This is a genomic window from Pseudomonas vancouverensis (genome assembly GCF_004348895.1).
GTDB classification, from domain to species: domain Bacteria; phylum Pseudomonadota; class Gammaproteobacteria; order Pseudomonadales; family Pseudomonadaceae; genus Aquipseudomonas; species Aquipseudomonas vancouverensis.
Window position 1 is genome coordinate 57,437 of record NZ_RRZK01000023.1, and the last position, 16,620, is coordinate 74,056.

The 16,620-nt window shown below is 58.5% G+C and carries 18 protein-coding genes; 5 read left to right on the plus strand and 13 right to left on the minus strand.

What is annotated here, in order from left to right; genetic code table 11:
* Nucleotides 1-29: 29 nt before the first annotated feature.
* The 8 genes from EIY72_RS16880 to pnuC form a co-directional block, all read right to left on the minus strand.
* Complete coding sequence (locus EIY72_RS16880) at nucleotides 30-1,340, minus strand: hypothetical protein (RefSeq protein ID WP_093220462.1); 1,311 nt, start codon at nucleotides 1,338-1,340, stop codon at nucleotides 30-32.
* A gap of 46 nt (nucleotides 1,341-1,386) precedes the next feature.
* Entirely contained in the window at nucleotides 1,387-2,151 is a 765-nt protein-coding gene (locus tag EIY72_RS16885) for a hypothetical protein (protein WP_093220466.1), read from the minus strand.
* 26 nt (nucleotides 2,152-2,177) lie between these two features.
* Nucleotides 2,178-2,858 (minus strand): C39 family peptidase, encoded by a 681-nt coding sequence (locus EIY72_RS16890; RefSeq protein ID WP_093220470.1) that lies wholly within the window; start codon nucleotides 2,856-2,858, stop codon nucleotides 2,178-2,180.
* A 61-nt stretch (nucleotides 2,859-2,919) separates the two neighbouring features.
* Nucleotides 2,920-3,897, minus strand: coding sequence for a heme utilization protein (locus tag EIY72_RS16895; RefSeq protein ID WP_093220475.1), 978 nt, complete (start codon nucleotides 3,895-3,897; stop codon nucleotides 2,920-2,922).
* A gap of 67 nt (nucleotides 3,898-3,964) precedes the next feature.
* Nucleotides 3,965-4,543, minus strand: coding sequence for an adhesin (locus EIY72_RS16900; protein WP_093220479.1), 579 nt, complete (start codon nucleotides 4,541-4,543; stop codon nucleotides 3,965-3,967).
* A gap of 1 nt (nucleotide 4,544) precedes the next feature.
* A complete protein-coding gene (locus tag EIY72_RS16905; protein WP_197678834.1) occupies nucleotides 4,545-4,982 on the minus strand; it encodes a hypothetical protein in 438 nt (145 codons plus the stop codon).
* Between the two features lie 355 nt (nucleotides 4,983-5,337).
* On the minus strand, nucleotides 5,338-5,862 hold the full coding sequence (locus tag EIY72_RS16910; RefSeq protein WP_093220484.1) for an AAA family ATPase: 525 nt from the start codon (nucleotides 5,860-5,862) through the stop codon (nucleotides 5,338-5,340).
* Nucleotides 5,859-6,422 (minus strand): nicotinamide riboside transporter PnuC, encoded by a 564-nt coding sequence (pnuC, locus tag EIY72_RS16915; RefSeq protein ID WP_093220487.1) that lies wholly within the window; start codon nucleotides 6,420-6,422, stop codon nucleotides 5,859-5,861. Before pnuC ends, EIY72_RS16910 begins: the two co-directional genes overlap by 4 nt.
* Nucleotides 6,423-6,697: 275 nt before the next feature.
* Between pnuC and EIY72_RS16920 the strand changes: the two genes are divergently transcribed.
* Together EIY72_RS16920 and EIY72_RS16925 are read left to right on the plus strand one after the other, a co-directional pair.
* Nucleotides 6,698-7,528, plus strand: a complete 831-nt coding sequence (locus EIY72_RS16920) for an undecaprenyl-diphosphate phosphatase (RefSeq protein WP_093220491.1) — start codon at nucleotides 6,698-6,700, stop codon at nucleotides 7,526-7,528.
* Nucleotides 7,525-7,953 (plus strand): DUF1294 domain-containing protein, encoded by a 429-nt coding sequence (locus EIY72_RS16925; protein ID WP_093220495.1) that lies wholly within the window; start codon nucleotides 7,525-7,527, stop codon nucleotides 7,951-7,953. Before EIY72_RS16920 ends, EIY72_RS16925 begins: the two co-directional genes overlap by 4 nt.
* Before the next feature lie 7 nt (nucleotides 7,954-7,960).
* On the opposite strand, the gene EIY72_RS16930 is transcribed toward EIY72_RS16925, so the two are convergent.
* Both EIY72_RS16930 and EIY72_RS16935 read right to left on the minus strand, forming a co-directional pair.
* Nucleotides 7,961-8,320 (minus strand): MmcQ/YjbR family DNA-binding protein, encoded by a 360-nt coding sequence (locus EIY72_RS16930; protein ID WP_093220499.1) that lies wholly within the window; start codon nucleotides 8,318-8,320, stop codon nucleotides 7,961-7,963.
* The gene (locus EIY72_RS16935; RefSeq protein ID WP_093220502.1) at nucleotides 8,317-9,225 is read right to left on the minus strand and encodes a LysR substrate-binding domain-containing protein; all 909 of its coding nucleotides are present in this window, start codon (nucleotides 9,223-9,225) and stop codon (nucleotides 8,317-8,319) included. Before EIY72_RS16935 ends, EIY72_RS16930 begins: the two co-directional genes overlap by 4 nt.
* 131 nt (nucleotides 9,226-9,356) lie before the next feature.
* Here EIY72_RS16935 and EIY72_RS16940 point away from each other — a divergent pair, with 131 nt between their 5' ends.
* Both EIY72_RS16940 and EIY72_RS16945 read left to right on the plus strand, forming a co-directional pair.
* Nucleotides 9,357-9,968 (plus strand): FMN-dependent NADH-azoreductase, encoded by a 612-nt coding sequence (locus EIY72_RS16940; RefSeq protein WP_093220506.1) that lies wholly within the window; start codon nucleotides 9,357-9,359, stop codon nucleotides 9,966-9,968.
* A 168-nt stretch (nucleotides 9,969-10,136) separates the two neighbouring features.
* Nucleotides 10,137-11,174: an alpha/beta hydrolase family protein gene (locus EIY72_RS16945; RefSeq protein ID WP_093220510.1), complete on the plus strand. Its 1,038-nt coding sequence runs from the start codon at nucleotides 10,137-10,139 to the stop codon at nucleotides 11,172-11,174.
* Nucleotides 11,175-11,183: 9 nt separating this feature from the next.
* On the opposite strand, the gene EIY72_RS16950 is transcribed toward EIY72_RS16945, so the two are convergent.
* Complete coding sequence (locus EIY72_RS16950; RefSeq protein WP_093220514.1) at nucleotides 11,184-12,371, minus strand: MFS transporter; 1,188 nt, start codon at nucleotides 12,369-12,371, stop codon at nucleotides 11,184-11,186.
* Nucleotides 12,372-12,584: 213 nt separating this feature from the next.
* Nucleotides 12,585-14,171, minus strand: coding sequence for an ABC-F family ATPase (locus EIY72_RS16955; RefSeq protein WP_090321229.1), 1,587 nt, complete (start codon nucleotides 14,169-14,171; stop codon nucleotides 12,585-12,587).
* 481 nt (nucleotides 14,172-14,652) lie between these two features.
* On the opposite strand from EIY72_RS16955, the gene lpxO reads away from it, so the two are divergent.
* Nucleotides 14,653-15,552, plus strand: coding sequence for a lipid A hydroxylase LpxO (gene lpxO / locus EIY72_RS16960; protein ID WP_093230504.1), 900 nt, complete (start codon nucleotides 14,653-14,655; stop codon nucleotides 15,550-15,552).
* A 60-nt stretch (nucleotides 15,553-15,612) separates the two neighbouring features.
* Here lpxO and ku read toward each other — a convergent pair whose 3' ends face one another.
* Nucleotides 15,613-16,473: a non-homologous end joining protein Ku gene (gene ku / locus EIY72_RS16965; protein ID WP_093230508.1), complete on the minus strand. Its 861-nt coding sequence runs from the start codon at nucleotides 16,471-16,473 to the stop codon at nucleotides 15,613-15,615.
* Nucleotides 16,474-16,620 lie beyond the last annotated feature (147 nt).

Here is a 16,620-nt window from a genome sequence, read left to right on the forward strand (position 1 = left end):
TTGAAACCGCAGCGGGGCTTTTGCGTGGGTCAGAAGTAGTAAGGGAATTTCAGGCTGAACTGGAAGTCCGGGGCATCCTCCGTCATGCCGATGGACAGGTTGGGCACGATGGTCAGGTTGTCGGTGGCCGCAATGGTCATACCGATGTTGAAGTAACCGGCGTTGGCGTCGCTGGCGGGCACCGATTCCCAATCTGCGCCATCCTGTTTGACTTTACTTTTGCGCTGCACGACGTCGGATACCGAGAACGACATACTCATTTTTTCGTTCAGAGCGAACGCAATACCTGCGCCGATTTGGAAGCTGTCGCCCAGTTGTACTTTGCCCGGGTTCTTCTGGTTGACAGTAGAACTGATGTCATCAAAAGACTCTTCGAAGTTATGGGTATAAGAAAAGCTACCAAACAGCACCGCAGGGTCGAACGTCTTGACCAGTGAGATCCCCGGGGTGATCGACCAGACGCCGTTACCGGTCGGCAAGGAGTCCGGAACGAACAGGTTGGAATTGTTCGGGTCTGTCTGACGTATCTTGATGCCAAACGGTTCTTTACCGGTAGGGGCTTTAACACGCAGCGTCACCACGGCATCAGGAGTATTGACCGACTCGTCTAGGAATTTGTATGCAATGCCAGCGTTCACGTCACCGATCGTTGGGTCCCGGGTGACCGAATCTTCGCTTGTTACGCTTGCTGTGTTCTGATCGCCAGCGGATTGATAGGTGGTTTCACGGTAAATCACCGGCACGTTCAAGTCGAACTGCCAGCGGTTGTTGTAGTTGTAGCGGCCTGTGAGGTCAAGCGTCCAGGTATCGGCTTTGATACGGTCCAGGTTGATTTTGCCCAGAAAGATCGAATCCAGGGCGAGAAAGCCGTTGAGGGCCAACTGGCGGGTATCGTAGCGAGAATAGGTGATCCCCGTTTCAAAGCTGAACTTGCCGCCCCCAAAGAAACCGCTGGCCTCGTCATACAGGTTGGAAACGCTTTGCGCCGGTTGCGAGTCGTCGGCCAGCGATTGTCCATAGGAGCTGCCACTGCCCCCGGCAGCACCTCCTGAAGCCGCTGCTGCACCGGTGCCGGTGGCGGCGACGTTTTTATTGCCTTTGAGATCGGCCGGCGATTTAGCCAGGCGTTTGGGGGGAGGGGATGCGGGTTGATCCTCAACCTGGCGGACCCGTTGTTCGAGGACCGCCAGGGCTTTTTGCTGTACTTCGTATCGCTGTTTCAACTCCAGAAGTTCTTGTTTTAGTGCCTCTACATCGGCGTCGGGTGCTGCCTGCAGCATCGCTGCCGGGAGTAGAGTGCTCAAACATACAACCGCACGCAGTGGTACTGATCGATACATGAAATAAGCCGTCCCTTGTTGCCCAATGGTCGAGAGTCAGCGTAGTTCAATATCCCATGGTGCGTAGTGCCGCGAGTTGATTAAGGTTGCAGTCCAACGCGCCAGCACTTGGGCCATTGTTATTGAGGACTACGTTAAGCTGGGTCAAATTGTTGACCATGTTGCTATTGCCCAGTAGACGGGTGTTTTGCAGTAATCCTCCCTGAGCGACCTGTTGCACGGTCGAACCCTGGTTGCCATTAGCGGTAATGGCCATCTGAATGCCGCCGTTGGTCGCTGACACGGCGACGCTGCCCGCAGCGTTGCTCCCAGTGATGGTCTGACCGGCCACAAGCGCCTGACCTGGGCTTTGCTGCAGAGCCGGAGCCGAATTGGCCTCCTGAACGTTGATGGCGATGTTGTTATTCGAGCTGTTGCCATCGCCTGCGGCTCGTGTGACCTGGGTAATACCCTGGTTATTGCCATTCAGGCCAGCACCACCAATTACGGTGCCGGTACCGGTTGCAGGAGCGCTGCCATTACCGGTTTCCTTGATGGTTGAAACATAGAATTCGGGTTTGACTGTTGCCGCCTGAATTTGCATCGAGGTAGTTGCCCCGATCAGGTCGCCACTGGCGTTGCGCCAGGTACTGCTCATGACAACACCAAAACTGATAATTCGACCTGGCATCACAAACCGACCGCGCAGTTCGGCCAGCTCCTGGTCCTTGATTTCGACGGGTTTGAATCCATTGGCAAAACCTGAGGTGCTCGCTACCAGGCAGGCAGCGGCCAGCCAATATGAGGTTTTCATGTGCTGCTCCCGGAGCATCCTGCCCCAAATCATCTTGTTGGCGATTAAAAGAAGTCGCTCTGTATGAAACCAAAGTCCATCAGTTCAGCGTCTTTGACCGGGTTGAAGTTATCCAGCTTGTTCTTTGCCGTAAGGGGTTCCGGTGGACTGCGCAATGCATTGGTCTTGTCATAACCGGGCCCTACGATGGCAAAGACAATGCCGTTCCAACCTTTGACAAAGTCATCGTGGGAGTAGCGTTTGTGGCCGAGTACCGGGTCGCCGATATAGACCCAGTTCTTGTCTGCACGCTGCAATACCACGAAGTGCTTGTAGCCGCGAATTTCCATCAGTACCACCACCGGGATCGTCACTGCATCGAGCTTTTCCGGCGGAATCTTGTAGCCACGGGCGCGCATGCCGATGCTTTCAACGTAGCGCTTCATGTCCAGCATGGAGAAACCCTGAGTACGAACAAGGTTCTGGTCAGCATTGACCAGCATGCCTTTGATGATGTGCTCTTCATCGACGTCGAGCCAATAGGCCTGGCGCAGTACCGTTGCCAGTGCGGCGGCGCCGCAGCTGAAATCGGTTTTTTGTTCGACGATGTCGCTGAACTTGCGTTCACGGATACTCTGGACCTGCTTGTACACCAGCACGCCACCAGGCAGGGCGGCAACCGGCATCTGTGCGGCCTGGGTCAGGCCAGACAGGCAGAGTAGGGCGATGAAGGCAGTCTTACGCATGGTCGATACGCCTTGGGACTGTGGAAAAGCCCCGTTGCCGGGGCTTTCGTCTTTATCGCGATTACATGCAGGCTTTGCAGCCAGCAGCGATGGACAGCGAGTTGCTTTGTTGGTTGCCAACACCGGCGGCGTTGTTGGCGCCAAAGTTGCCGGAGAAGTTGTTGCCTACGTTGCTAATGGTAGCATTGTTGGTGACAGGGTTTTTCCAGCCGTCTGGAGTCATCACTTGTTGAGTGGTTACGCCGGCCAGGCCGAACACACCCACGGCAACGAAGTCAGATTTCTGATCTTTGCCGCCACCGTAGCCGCCTTTGTCGCCATAACCACCGTGGTGATCATCACCTTTGGTGGTTGCTTCGCCGGCCGCTACAAAGACACCAGCAGCGTTAAAGGTGCCTTTAAGCTCGTCTTTTTTGTAGGTCTGGGTGCCATAGTTGCTGACAGACAGGCCGGTGGAGGTTTGGTTGGCTGCAGCAGCAGACTGCGCTACACGACCGCCCGATACGGCGATTGCCAGGTTGTTTTTCTGTTGGTTGAAGTCGCCGGCAGCGTTGTTCACGCCAGCGTTGCCGGAACCGCCGTTTGCAACGTTGTTCAGGCTGGCATTGGCAGTGCTTGAGGCATTGATAACGGTGTTGCCGGAGTTGAGTTGAGTCGCGCTGGTGGCGGAAACCGCGCTGCCGAAGATGAAGCTTTCGTCAGCAGTGGCCAGGGCAGCAGCGTTGTCTTGTTGGTTGCCGTCGCCGCCGGCGTTGTTCATGCCCATGTTGCCATTGCCGCCATTGGCCGCATTGTCGATGGTGGCGTTGTTTTTGGTGCCCTGGTTCAGAACGCCGTTGCTGTTGCTGTCTTGCGTATCCAGCACGGCGGCCCCAGCGCCTGCTGTAATTTGCAGAATTTGCTCCAGAGTTGGGCCCTTAGGCTGATGGTTGTTGTGTCCATGACCGTGATCGTCGTCACGACCGCCTGCTTGTGCTGCGATTGACATCACTGCTGCCAGAGCGAAAACCAGTGGTTTGAGAGCCATTGTAGGTTTCATGGTGTTTCTCCGTGCTTATTAGTTGGTTAAGTGTTGGTACTTTTCTAATCGCACTGCGTTGTGCGGGTCAGTCAGCGACCCGGATGCTCAGGGTGTTAGCCATTCGGTTCCCCACCCCGGCACTCTGGTTCACCTGGATCACTCCCCGGCTGCCGGTGAAGGCCTGGTCGCTTGTGACGACCTGGCGACTGCCGGTTGGGGTGCCAGTTGCTCCTGAGCTTGGTAGCAACGCCACGTTCTGTTGAGAAAGGGCGCTATCGTCAACGGCTTGCGGCATCGCACTGATGCTGATACGCATGGCGTTGGCCATCTGGTTGTTGGCACCGGCACCCTGGTTCACGCCCAGTGCGCCGCTGCCATTACTGAAAGAGGTGCCGCCGATCGTGGCCGAGGCATCGATCGACCGATTGGCAGGTGTGTCGAGTTTCTGATGGATGCTGGTGGTCGCCCCCGCTTCGGTTCCGATGGCGATGGCACGAACGTTGGTCTGTTGTTGCTGATCGCCTGAGGCCTGGTTGACGTTGTAATTGCCTTTGTACTGAATCCCGGAGTTCTGGATGCTGGCGTTATCGATTGCACTGACACCCGAGTCGGCCATGGCGCTGGCGCAGCCGAGCAGGGCAAGAAGGAGTAACGAACGATTCATGTCATTGGCCTCCGGCCATACGGGTCAGGGGCGCGAGGCCGGCGCTCATGGCGCGGTTGATGGTGCCGGAGATCGCATTGCCGCTGCCGCCACCGTGGCCGGCGCTCATACCGGGCAAACCGTTGGGGTTGGTGACAACATTCAGGCCTTGCATGCCGCCCAGTGCTTGCCCGTTGCTGCTGCGCAAAGCTGTACCGCTGGTTACGCCGGCAATATCGGCATCGCTCAGTTCGCCAGTGACGCGCGCGGAAGGGTTGGCATTGACAGTGGTTGGGTAGGGGTCCTTGCCAGCGCTACGACCGAAGGCATGTGGCTGAACATCCCGTTGCAGCACAATGACGCCGTTGCCTTCGGCTTGAGCCTGGTAGCTGAACACTGTGCCGGCAGCGCTTGCCAGCAGCAGTAAACAGGTCAAGCCTTTTTTATTGAAAATTCCCACGATCCAATTCCTTCTTTTGTGGGCTGGCCTTGGTCAGCGTTGTGAAGGAGAGAGCGAAAGCTGTGCCGCTTTTGGAATTTTGCGAGGATTCAACGACTTACGGATTTTGTCCGGGAGGGTGTTGCAGGCGGTGTATCAACGCTGAGACAGCACTACGACGGTGCGACCCGATAAAGTGGTTGCGCCGCTCTGGAACACGGGTTTGAGCGAGGGTGTATCAGCGACGTAACAAGTCGTGTGACCAAACGATGAAGGGCGTTGAAATGGGCCGTTTGCGCGTGCAGGGGTGTTTCAGGATCGGACACTTTGGCCCCAAAACAGGGGGATGCATGGGGAAACAGCCCCGCCGACAGGCTCAGGAGGCGAGCAAGTGCGTGACGGCGTCCAAGGCGAGTGCACGGCGTTCGGCCCAGCCGCCTTGCAGTACTTGAACGGGTTGGTCATGGTCCTGGAGCCATCTTAGCGTTTGCTCGAAGAACGCCTGGCGTTCGCTCAACTCGGGTTGGCAACGTTGGCCGTCATCCATCCATTCGACCTGTTCCGGCGACAGCAGCAGATGCAGGTCATAACGACGAGCCAGCAATGCCTGTTCAATCCACGCCGGGCAATCACCAAACAGGGTCTGGCTCCAGAGGATGTTGCTCAGCAGATGGGTGTCCAGAATCAGCAGATCGGGTTGCTGGGTGCGGGCCTGGTCTTCCCAGGCGAGTTGTCCACGGGCAATCTTGGGGATGTCGGCCAGCGTGGTATCGCGCGGATTCTGCTCGATGAACCAGCGCACATATTCGTCCACCCGAATCCCGCCGAAGCGTTGTTGCAGTTCGGCCGCCAACCAGCTTTTACCGCTGGATTCCGGTCCCGTCAGTACCAGTACCTTCATGCGTGTAACGCCGGGTCGGCGCGCCATTCACGCCAGCCTTGCACGGCGATGACCGTGAACAAGGCGTAGAGCGTGGCGGTCAGGTACAGCCCTTTATAGAGGAAGAGCCCGACGAAGATTACATCCAGGGCAATCCACAACGGCCAGCATTGCACGCGTTTTTGCGCCATCCAGACTTGTGCGACCAGGCTGAAGCCGGTCAGCGCGGCATCGAGCCAGGGTTGCGCGGCGTCGGTCCAATGGGCCATGGCCGCCCCCAGCAGCAGGCTGCCGGCGGCGCCAATGGCGAGGCTCACGGCCACTGCGCTGGTTGGCAAGCGGCTGACCTCGCGTCCATGACGGGTTTCGCCCGAGCGGGTCCATTGCCACCAGCCGTAAATCTGCAACGCGGCGTAGATAACCTGCAGCAGCATGTCCGAATACAGCTTCACCTCAAAAAAGATCCAGCTATAAAGCAGCACCATGACCAGCCCGATGGGCCAGCACCAGGGATTCTGTTTGACCGTCAGCCAGACGGCAATCACGCCGAGGGCGGCGGCAAACAGTTCAAGCCCGGACATGGAAGTTCCTTGGGGAAGAAAAAGAGGGGCGCGATTGTACCCACAGAGCGGTTCCGGGCGTTAGTCGCCAGAGGAGCCGATTACACGGCAGCGTTGTACGGGCTTGTCTGATAGGATTCCGGCCCCGTGGAAAACCAGAATTGAGCTTGCTGTTTCCCCGGGTGCCTGGCGTGTGCCGGGACTTGTATCGGTTGATTTCAGCTACGCTGGTCGACCTGAATGATTTGAATAATATTGCTGAGGCCTGCCGGAGCGCACGGCCTTTTGGGGGATTGATGGATCTTTGGACCGCCTTTCAGGCATTGATTCTTGGGGTTGTAGAAGGGCTGACCGAGTTCCTGCCCATTTCCAGCACCGGCCACCAGATCATCGTGGCCGACTTGCTTGATTTCGGTGGCGAGCGGGCGATGGCCTTCAACATCATCATTCAGCTGGGCGCCATTCTGGCGGTCATGTGGGAGTTTCGGCGCAAGATCCTCGACGTGGTCATTGGCTTGCCAACGCAGCCGAGCGCACGCCGTTTCACCGTCAACCTGTTGATCGCGTTCATGCCGGCTGTGGTACTCGGGGTGATTTTCGCCGACCTGATCCACAAGTACCTGTTCAACCCGATCACCGTGGCTACGGCCTTGGTGGTGGGTGGCATCATCATGTTGTGGGCTGAACGTCGCCAGCATGAAGTGCACGCCGAATCGGTGGACGACATCACCTGGAAAGACGCCCTGAAAGTCGGCTTCGCCCAGTGCCTGGCGATGATTCCAGGCACGTCGCGCTCGGGTTCGACCATCATTGGTGGCCTGCTGTTTGGGCTGTCGCGTAAAACCGCCACCGAGTTTTCGTTTTTCCTGGCGATGCCGACCATGGTCGGTGCGGCGGTGTATTCGGGCTACAAGTACCGTCACCTGTTTGTGCCGGCGGACTTTCCAGTGTTTGCGATCGGCTTCGTTACCGCCTTCATCTTCGCGATGATTGCGGTCAAGGCCTTGCTCAAGTTCATTGCGACCCACAGCTACGCCGCGTTTGCCTGGTACCGCATCGCCTTCGGCTTGCTGATACTGGCGACCTGGCAATTTGGTTGGGTTGACTGGGCAGCTGCCAAGCCGTGAGTGATGCTCGCTCGCGCAACAACCCCGGGCGTCAGTCCGGGGGACCTGTTCGCCATTGGCGGCTCAAAGGGTTGCTGTTCGTAATCCTCTGCGCCTTGCCGCTGTATGGCTCGTTGTCGTTTTGGCTGCGAGGGGTGACAGTGATACCGCTGGCAGCCTACGGCATCGTCAGTCTGCTGGCGTTCCTGCTGTACTGGCACGACAAGCGCCGCGCCCGTGCCGAGCAATGGCGCACGCCGGAAAACATCCTCCATGCCCTGGAGTTTGCCGGTGGGTGGCCCGGTGGCTTGCTCGCCCAGCAGCTGTTTCGGCACAAGACACGAAAGGTTTCGTTTCAGGTGCTGTTCTGGCTCATCGTGCTGCTGCATCAAGTGTTCTGGATCGACCTGTTGTTTGTCGGTGGCCATCTGTTTGCACTGATCTGATGCCAGCCTAAAGCAGCAGCCCCACCTGAGTGCGCTTGGGCAGCTTGCTCACCACCAGTTGGTGAGACCGTTGCAGCAGGCCTTGCAGCTCTTCGCGGCCCAGCGGGTAGGGCGGGTGCATGATGATCCACTGGGCCCGCGCCAGATAAGGTGCCGGATGAATGCCCGGGCGGTCGCAATGCCCGAGAAACAGATCCTTGTCGACTTTGAACGCGAGCGATTCACCGCGCAGTCCCTGCAAGGCAAACATCTTGTTGCCGGCAATCGAGAACACCCGCACGCCACCCCATTTGTAGTCTTCCCGCGCACCGGGTAGGGCGAGGCAGAAAGCCGCTACGTCTTCTTCGCTCATGCGTCCCGCCTTCATAACAATCTTTCCCCGCAAGCATTGAATGATTCGACCAGGTGATCGATCCAGGCCCGCACTGCCGGCATCACCCCGCGCCTGTGCGGGTAGACCGCCTGCAGCCAGCCACCCGGCAGCGACCATTCGGGCAGTAATTGCATCAGCGAGCCGTTTGCCAGTTCTTCCTCGCAATACAGCATCGGCAACAAGGTGAAACCCAGGCCGGCGAGGGTACTGGCCTTGCGCACGACGAAGTCATCGATGCCCAGCCTTGCTTCCAGCGCGAGTTCGAAACGCTCGCCTTGCTGGTCGAGCAAGCCGATATGTACCAAGCGGTCGGGTTCGAGGGCGCCGAGCACGGGCAGGTCTTTCAAGTCATTTGGATGATTGATCTGCCGGCCGTGGAGAAAGCCGGGACTGGCCACCATCAGCATTTGCGCCTGGCGCAGGCGGCGTGTCACCAGCAAAGGGTCTTCATCACCCAGTTCACGCACGCGCAATGCGACATCGATGCCTTCGTTGACCAGATCGACGCGGCGGTTGAGCAATAACACCTCCAATTGAACCTGAGGAAAGCGCTCAAGGAATTCGCTGATCACCGGCGGCAGGATTTCATGAGCCAGTCCGACCGGGCAGGATACCCGCAAGCGCCCACGGGGTTCACTGGACATGCTGGCCACGGCTTCGTCGGCCATTTCCGCTTCCAGCAACATCGCCTGGCAGTGCCGCAGGTAACGTTCGCCCACGGCGGTCAGTTTCAATTGCCGGGTGGTGCGCTGTAGCAGGCGCGCGCCCAGGCGCTCCTCCAGTTCGGCAATGCGGCGAGACAGGCGTGATTTGGGAATCCCCAGCAAGCGCCCGGCCGCAGCGAAGCCACCGGCCTCCACGACTTTGGCGAAGTAGTAAAGGTCATTGAGGTCTTGCATGATATCGGCCTGATTGTCCTATCTGTGAGACGAACTATCGCATTGTTACTGACTAATCAGCTATTGGTTTCGTGTGTAGCATGAGTTCCATCAGATCGCCCTTGTGGGCGATCCTCACCTGGAGATCCCACATGAAACTGCTGCATATCGATTCGAGCATCCTGGGCGACAACTCGGCTTCCCGTCAGTTGAGCAAGGAAGTCGTCAAAGCCTGGCAAGCCGCCGAGCCAGCTGCCGTGGTGACCTACCGCGACCTGGCCGCCGATGCCATCAGCCATTTTTCCTCGACCACCCTGGTCGCTGCCGGTACCACCGCGGAACTGCGCAATGCCGCACAACAGCACGAAGCCGAGCTGAGCGCCACCACGCTGGCCGAGTTCCTCGCAGCTGATGCCGTGGTGATTGCCGCGCCAATGTACAACTTCACCATTCCGACCCAGTTGAAAGCCTGGATCGATCGCATCGCCGTAGCCGGCCAGACTTTCCGCTACACCGAAGCCGGTCCTGAAGGCCTGTGCGGTGGCAAGAAAGTGGTGATCGTGTCGACTTCCGGTGGTATTCACGCCGGTCAAGCGAGCGGTATCGCTCACGAAGAGTACTTGAAACTGCTGTTCGGTTTCATTGGCATCACCGACGTCGAAATCGTCCGCGCTGAAGGCCTGGCTTACGGTGACGACGTACGCACCAATGCCATGAACGCCGCTCACACGCAAATCAGCGAGCAATTGTTCGCCGCTGCGTAAGGCTTGCGTAAAGAAAGCTTGCGTTCAGGCAAGACCCCAAAAAACTCTGTATTCTGGATGCGCAAGTACCAGATACGGAGTTTTTTGTTTCTGGTCGTTGCGGATTTTGGCCCGAGTTATGCAACCAAGGGTTAACATCTCCGGTCCGGTAACAAGGTGGGGCATCCCATGGTCCGTCTTTGTGCAACTCTACTGATCTGTCTGTTCAGCAGCCTGAATACAGTGCAAGCCGCGCCTGCGCCGCATCCTCAGTGGAGTGTCGGCTACCACGAGATGACATTTCTCGATCCCCTCGACCTGCAACCGATGCGCGCCATCGCCTTCTATCCTTCCAGCGACTGGGAACACACCAGCAAGCTTGAGGGTTACACCGTTGAAGCCGGGCAGGACACCAAGGTCGCCATCGGCCGCTTTCCGATGCTGATGCTGTCCCACGGCAACACCGGCACCCCATTGGCCCTGCACGACCTGGCCACGTCACTGGCGCGCAAAGGCTTCGTGGTCGTCGCGGTGTTCCATCCAGGGGACAATTCCAAGGATCACAGCCGTCTTGGTACGTTGAGTAACCTGTACGGCCGGCCGATCCAGATTTCCGAAGCCATTACCGCCACCCTCGGCGATCGCATGTTGTCGCCGTTCGTCAATGCCGATCAGGTCGGCGTCATCGGCTATTCGGCGGGGGGTGAGACGGCGTTGATTCTCTCGGGGGCGACGCCGGATCTGGATCGCCTGCGTCGTTACTGCCAGGAACGCCCTGATGATCGCGATGCCTGTAACACCAACGGTGAGCTGATCGTCGATCGGGATGATTTGCAGCCGGTGGCCGATCCACGGGTGCATGCCTTGATGCTGATGGCGCCATTGAGTCTGAAGTTCGGTCGCCATACCCTCGCCGATGTCCATGTGCCCGTGTTGCTCTACAGCGGTGACGGCGACAAGCTGGTGGCGGTCGACAAGAATGCCGCGGCGCTGGCGCGCAAACTGCCGGTAGCCCCCGACTTTAAACTCCTGGCCGGGGCGGGGCACTTTGTGTTCATGGCGCCGTGCAATGACGAACAGATCAGCGCGATGCCAGCGCTGTGTACCGATGCCGATGGCGTCGATCGCGAAGATATTCACCGCAGCCTGATTTCTCAGGCGGGTAGTTTCTTTTCCCGCACGTTGGGACGGGCAACCCGAGCCGGGATGCAAACGGCCGATCAATAGGCTTGCGATTCAATCTCTCGCGCGACGCTTGAGCAACAAGGTCAGCGTCAACCCGCTGACCGACAACAGCGCGGCACTGAAGAATATCCACGAATAGCCCAGGTTCAACGCCACCGCGCCCATCAATGGCCCGGCAATGGCCAGCGCCAGATCGAAAAACACTGCATACGCACTCAAGCCAGCGCCACGGCTGGAGTTGGGCACCTGTTTAATGGCCTCTACGCCCAGCGCGGGGTACACCAGCGACAGGCCGAAACCGGTCAACCCCGCGCCCAGCAAGGCATAGCCGGTGGAGGGTGCGAGCCACAACAGCACCAGCCCTGCGGTTTCAATGCTCATGCAGGCGATGGCTGAGGTGAACCCGCCAAAGCGGCCGATCGCGGAAATGAACAGTAATCGCGACAGGATGAAGCACACGCCAAACACCGTCAGGCAATAGGCTGCCCCAGTCCAGCCGCGATTGATGTAATAGAGGGTGATAAAGGTCGTCAGCGTGCCGTAGCCGATCGATGCGAGGCTCAGGCTGGCACCAAACGGCGCAATGCGCCCGAACACCGCCCGGAACGGCAGGCGCTCGCCGCGAATGACCGGTACCGACGGTTTGTTACGGATCAGCCACAATGCGCCCAGGGCCAGTAATGACAAGGCAATGCCAAGACTGGCAAATCCGAGCTGCTGGACCATCACCACGCCCATAGGTGCACCAATGGCAATCGCACCGTAAGAGGCGATGCCATTCCAGGAAATCGAACGAGCGGTGTGCTCCGCACCCACCTGACCCATGCACCAACTGATAGTGCCCACGCCGATCAAGCCTTGGGCGATGCCGAGCAATAAACGCCCGGCGATCAGAATCATCAGGCTCAGCAACGGAACGTCCTGCAGCAAGGTCGAGATCAGCGTCAGAACGCCACTGAGCACGATTCCCGCCAAACCATAGATGATTGCCCGCTTGGTGCCCACGTTGTCCGACATGCGCCCGGCCATGGGGCGGCTGAGCAGGGTGGCCAGGTACTGTGAGCCAATGGTCAGGCCGGCCACAATGGCGCTGAAGCCGAGTTGTTCGTGGACATACCCCGGCAGCACAGCAATCGGCAGGCCGATGCAGAGGAAGGCAATAAAGGTGTAGAAAACAATGGAGACGATCTGCAGGGTGATCGCCATGGAGCTTTGTGGAGGCAACTGCTGCGCTGACATGAAGGCTCGCTCGCGGGCGGCGGTGGGAGAGCTGCATGATGGCGTGGCGGCGGGGTAAAAGGAAGCAGGCTAACTATATTTCCTGATCCGCCTTTCTGTAGGAGCGAGCACGCTCGCGAGAAACGTCCGGATAACGCGTTCATCCAGGTTGCACGCGTTATCGTTGACGTCCATCGCGAGCATGCTCGCTCCTACAGGGGCCGGTGAGGTGGTTTAGAACACCACACCCTGGCTGCGCAGGTAGTCGTCATAGGTGCCGCTGAAGTCGGTCACGCCGTTCGGGCTCAGCTCGATGATGCGCGTGGCCAGGGACGATACGAACTCACGGTCGTGGCTGACGAAGATCAGCGTGCCCGGGTAGTTTTCCAGGGCCAGGTTCAGCGCCTCGATGGATTCCATGTCCAGGTGGTTGGTCGGTTCGTCCATCACCAGTACGTTTGGCTTTTGCAGGATCAGCTTGCCGAACAGCATGCGACCTTGCTCACCACCGGAGATGACCTTGACCGACTTGAGGATCTCGTCGTTGGAGAACAGCATGCGGCCCAGGGTGCCGCGAATGATCTGCTCGCCTTGAGTCCACTGGCCCATCCAGTCGAACAGGCTGACATCGTCTTCGAAGTCGTGGGCGTGGTCCTGGGCGTAGTAGCCCAGCTCCGCGCTTTCGGTCCACTTGACCGAACCGGCATCCGGTGTCAGTTCGCCCATCAGGGTGCGCAGCAGGGTGGTCTTGCCAATGCCGTTCGGGCCGATGATCGCCACGCGCTCGCCGGCTTCAACGGTGAAGCTGAAGTTCTTGAACAGGGTCTTGCCGTCGAAGCCCTTGGACATCTGCTCGATGGTCACGGCCTGGCGGTGCAGCTTCTTGGTCTGTTCGAAACGGATGAACGGGCTCACACGGCTCGATGGCTTGACCTCGGCCAGCTGGATCTTGTCGATCTGCTTGGCGCGGGACGTGGCTTGCTTGGCCTTCGAGGCGTTGGCCGAGAAGCGGCTGACGAAGGTTTGCAGTTCGGCGATCTGCGCTTTCTTCTTGGCGTTGTCCGACAGCAATTGCTCGCGGGACTGGGTCGCCGCGGTCATGTACTCGTCGTAGTTGCCCGGGAACAGGCGCAGCTCACCATAGTCCAGGTCGGCCATGTGGGTGCAGACGCTGTTGAGGAAGTGACGGTCGTGGGAAATGATGATCATGGTGCTGTTACGCGCCGTCAAAATCGTTTCCAGCCAGCGGATGGTGTTGATGTCCAGGTGGTTGGTCGGTTCGTCGAGCAGCAGCACTTCCGGATCGGAGAATAGTGCCTGAGCCAGCAGGACGCGCAGCTTCCAGCCCGGCGCCACTTCGGTCATCGGCCCGAAATGCTGTTCCAGCGGAATACCCAGGCCCAACAGCAGTTCACCGGCGCGGGATTCGGCGGTGTAGCCGTCCATTTCGGCAAACTCGGTTTCCAGCTCGGCCACGGCCATGCCGTCTTCTTCGCTCATTTCCGGCAGCGAATAGATACGGTCGCGTTCGGCCTTGACCTTCCACAGCTCTTCGTGACCCATGATCACGGTGTCGATCACGGTGAATTCTTCGTAGGCGAACTGGTCCTGGCGCAATTTACCCAGGCGTACATTCGGCTCGAGCATGACCTGGCCACCGGACGGCTCAAGATCGCCGCCGAGGATCTTCATGAAGGTCGACTTGCCGCAACCGTTGGCGCCGATCAGGCCGTAACGGTTGCCACCGTTGAACTTGACCGAAACGTTTTCGAAGAGCGGCTTGGCGCCGAACTGCATCGTGATGTTAGCTGTAGAAATCAAAGGTTTTTCCTGCGAAGCATTCAGAGTAGCTAGGGTTGCGGCAGTACCGATTCAGTACCCGTTTCCGCCGTTCGGACCAGGGGGACAAGGTGTCCCGGGCGGCAGCGGAAGATCCATCTGGCATCAAGTGGACAGCAGCATGTGGTGCGCTTGGCCCGAGTCAATGTGCGCTGGGGCGGGAATGTTTCCCGTCTTCAGCCTGGGGGCGCGTAAAGTTTGGCGGCGATTGTACTGGTCTGGCTCTCTAAACGATAGGGCGTTGAGGCGTCAGTGGTGTTTTGGCAGATTCAGCAGACAGATTTTCACAGTTGAAGGTTAACTATTGGTTACAAACTGTGGCTAAAATGCCATTCAGCTGCCCGGCCGGGCAGACGGGGCGTGCGACGGGGCCGCTGTTTCGATTTCAGACGCTGCACAAGACTCCGGAAGCCGAGGGCTATCGAGGGCGCAGTTTGTTTACTTCTGACGTGTGACGATTTCCGTGAAACTCATCATTGCCGCTATCTATGCTGTTTCCATCGCGTACGTACATCTGCGTGGCCGCGTGCGCCACAAGCTGGGTCGTCAACTGAGCGACCATTCGACGTTTCTGGCGCCGATCAACTGCTTCCTTTATCTGTTCTCGAAGATCCCCAACAAGCCGTACCTGAGCCCTGCGGATTTCCCGGACTTGAGCCCGTTGCAGGCGCATTGGCAGGAAATTCGCGCCGAAGGCCAGAACCTGCTGCGGGCCGGTGAAATCAAGCGCTCCAATCAATACGACGATGTCGGTTTCAATTCGTTCTTCAAGACCGGTTGGAAACGCTTCTACCTCAAGTGGTACGGCGACAGTCATCCGTCAGCCATGAAGCTGTGCCCGCGCACCACCGAACTGGTACAGAGCATCGGCTCGATCAAGGCCGCCATGTTCGCCGAGCTGCCACCGGGTTCGAAACTCGTGCGACACCGTGATCCCTACGCCGGTTCGTACCGTTATCACCTGGGGCTGGAAACGCCGAACGATGCCGGTTGCTATATCAACGTCGACGGCCAGAACTACCATTGGCGCGACGGCGAAGCGGTGATGTTTGACGAGACCTACATTCATTACGCGGAAAACACCACCGAGCAAAACCGCATCATTCTGTTCTGCGACGTCGAGCGTCCGATGAAATACCGCTGGGCGGCCGCATTCAACAGTTGGTTCAGCCGCAACGTGATGTCAGCGGCCGGGGCGCCAAACGATGTGGGCGACAGGACGGGCGGGCTCAATCGCCTGTTCAGCAAGATCTACCGGATTCGCCTGCGCGGCAAGGAACTGAAAAAGCGCAATCGCAAGCTCTACTACCTGGAAAAATGGTCGATTTTTGCCGGGTTGTTGGCGATCTTCATCTTGATCTGAGGCGTTTGTTGGGTGGGCTTTCCAGCGCCGGCCTACTTAAGCTCACCACCTTGATATTTGTCAGCCACGAGAGGTCTTCGTGGCTTTTTTGTGTGCAGTGGTTTTGCTCGGCGTTTTGCTCTTGCCGGTACTCTTGCTGCCCAGGCTGCGCTTGAGCAGTTCGGTCAAGTCGATCACATCCGCCGTCTTGCGCTCTTCTTCACCGGTGGCGGTTTCTACGTCCTCGATCTTGCCTTCTCGGGCCTTCTTGTCCACCAGGGCCATGATCTTTTCTTCGAAGCCATCGCGATAATCCTCGGGTGTCCAGTCGGCGCTCATGTCCTGCACCAGGCGTTTGGCCATGTCCAGCTCGCCTTTGGCCAGGTCGGGTTGAGTGACCTCGCTACCCAACGCTAGCTCGTCGAGACTGCGCACCTCCGCCGGCCAACGCAGCATCACCAGCACCAGCGCGGACTCCAGAGGCATCAACGCCGCCAGATGCTGGCGGGTATGCAGGACCACCAGGGCCAGGGCGACCTTGCCGGTTTTTTCCAGGGTTTCGCGCAGGAGTGCGTAAACCTTGCCACCGCGTTTGTCCGGGGCCAGGTAGTACGGCGTATCGATGTTCTGCAGCGGGATCTGCTGGCTGTCGACAAAAGAAAAGATGTCGATGGTCTGGGTCGACACCGGGTGCGCCGAGCGAATTTCTTCCTCGCTGAGCACCACATAACGGCCTTTCTCATACTGCACGCCTTTGACGATGTGCTCCTTGGTGACTTCCTTGCCCGTGACCTTGTTGACGCGTTTATAGCCCACCGGGTCCATGCTGCGGCTGTCGAGCCAATCGAAGTCGACACCTTGGGCGGACGTCGCCGAGACCAGTGCCACGGGGATGTGCACCAGTCCGAAGCTGATTGCGCCTTTCCAGATTGCCCGTGCCATGGTCGTGTACTCGCAAGTGATGTTCAGGTGACCGGCCGCGATGGCGGAAAGTTTCCCTGATCTGCGCAACAGGCAGGCGGCGGACAACAAGGTGTTACATCTTCTTAGAGAGGTTTTGGTTAACAAACCCGCGCCTCGGGCGTAGCG

Excerpts from the sequence above, each read along its gene's own strand:
- EIY72_RS16880 (WP_093220462.1), bottom strand. The coding sequence starts at position 1,340 with ATGTATCGATCAGTACCACTGCGTGCGGTTGTATGTTTGAGCACTCTA.
- EIY72_RS16885 (WP_093220466.1), bottom strand. The coding sequence starts at position 2,151 with ATGCTCCGGGAGCAGCACATGAAAACCTCATATTGGCTGGCCGCTGCC.
- EIY72_RS16890 (WP_093220470.1), bottom strand. The coding sequence starts at position 2,858 with ATGCGTAAGACTGCCTTCATCGCCCTACTCTGCCTGTCTGGCCTGACC.
- EIY72_RS16895 (WP_093220475.1), bottom strand. The coding sequence starts at position 3,897 with ATGAAACCTACAATGGCTCTCAAACCACTGGTTTTCGCTCTGGCAGCA.
- EIY72_RS16900 (WP_093220479.1), bottom strand. The coding sequence starts at position 4,543 with ATGAATCGTTCGTTACTCCTTCTTGCCCTGCTCGGCTGCGCCAGCGCC.
- EIY72_RS16910 (WP_093220484.1), bottom strand. The coding sequence starts at position 5,862 with ATGAAGGTACTGGTACTGACGGGACCGGAATCCAGCGGTAAAAGCTGG.
- pnuC (WP_093220487.1), bottom strand. The coding sequence starts at position 6,422 with ATGTCCGGGCTTGAACTGTTTGCCGCCGCCCTCGGCGTGATTGCCGTC.
- EIY72_RS16920 (WP_093220491.1), top strand. The coding sequence starts at position 6,698 with ATGGATCTTTGGACCGCCTTTCAGGCATTGATTCTTGGGGTTGTAGAA.
- EIY72_RS16930 (WP_093220499.1), bottom strand. The coding sequence starts at position 8,320 with ATGAAGGCGGGACGCATGAGCGAAGAAGACGTAGCGGCTTTCTGCCTC.
- EIY72_RS16935 (WP_093220502.1), bottom strand. The coding sequence starts at position 9,225 with ATGCAAGACCTCAATGACCTTTACTACTTCGCCAAAGTCGTGGAGGCC.
- EIY72_RS16940 (WP_093220506.1), top strand. The coding sequence starts at position 9,357 with ATGAAACTGCTGCATATCGATTCGAGCATCCTGGGCGACAACTCGGCT.
- EIY72_RS16945 (WP_093220510.1), top strand. The coding sequence starts at position 10,137 with ATGGTCCGTCTTTGTGCAACTCTACTGATCTGTCTGTTCAGCAGCCTG.
- EIY72_RS16950 (WP_093220514.1), bottom strand. The coding sequence starts at position 12,371 with ATGTCAGCGCAGCAGTTGCCTCCACAAAGCTCCATGGCGATCACCCTG.
- ku (WP_093230508.1), bottom strand. The coding sequence starts at position 16,473 with ATGGCACGGGCAATCTGGAAAGGCGCAATCAGCTTCGGACTGGTGCAC.